Source organism: Nitratireductor aquibiodomus NL21 = JCM 21793, from assembly GCF_000615975.1.
Lineage (GTDB): Bacteria > Pseudomonadota > Alphaproteobacteria > Rhizobiales > Rhizobiaceae > Nitratireductor > Nitratireductor aquibiodomus.
The window spans coordinates 1-774 of the sequence record NZ_BAMP01000198.1; the positions used below are offsets into that span (position 1 = coordinate 1).

Annotated in this window: 1 pseudogene; it reads right to left on the minus strand. The window is 60.2% G+C overall.

The window, feature by feature from the left end:
• Positions 1-722 (minus strand): annotated as a pseudogene (locus tag JCM21793_RS29045) (transposase); the annotation flags it as partial.
• Positions 723-774: the final 52 nt, after the last annotated feature.

The window sequence follows — 774 nt, forward strand, 5'->3', positions numbered from 1 at the left end:
AATGACACACAGGATGCGGAAGCGACGGCCGTCGGCCAGCGTGTCCGACACGAAGTCGAGGCTCCATCTCTGGTTCGGATCCTGCGGGACCGCCATCGGCGCTCGCGTGCCCAAAGCTCGCTTGCGGCCGCCGCATTTGCGCACTGTCAGCCGCTCTTCCTTGTAGATTCGATAGAGCTTCTTCCAGTTCACCGCGATGCCCTCCCGCTTCAAAAGCAGGTGCAGGCGACGATAACCGAACCGCCGTCGTTCCGACGACAGCTCACGCAATCGCTGTCGAAGGCCGGCATCGTCCGGCCGGCTCGACTGGTAACGGAAGACGCGCGGCGCAATGCCAACCAGGGCACAGGCCCGCCGCTGAGAATAGTCCTTCATCTCGATTACCCAACTCACGGCTTTCCTCCTGGAGCCGGGCGTCAGAAGCGTCCGCAGGCTCACTCGAACGCATGGCGTTCGCCCGCTCCCATTGTCAGCATCTCGCGGAGCGTCGATACATCCATCATCTGCTCCGCCAGAAGCTTCTTCAGCTTCGCATTCTCTTCCTCGAGCGCCTTCAACCGCTTGGCGTCCGATACGTCCATGCCGCCGTACTTCTTGCGCCAGGTGTAGAACGTCGCATCAGAAATGCCGTGCTTGCGGCACAGTTCAGCCGGCGACATGCCCGCCTGATGTTCCTTCAAAATGCCGATGGTCTGTTCTTCCGAGAACCGTGACCGTTTCATTGCCTGTCTCCTTCGTTGAGCAACAGGCTAACCCAAAATCGGGAACATCTCA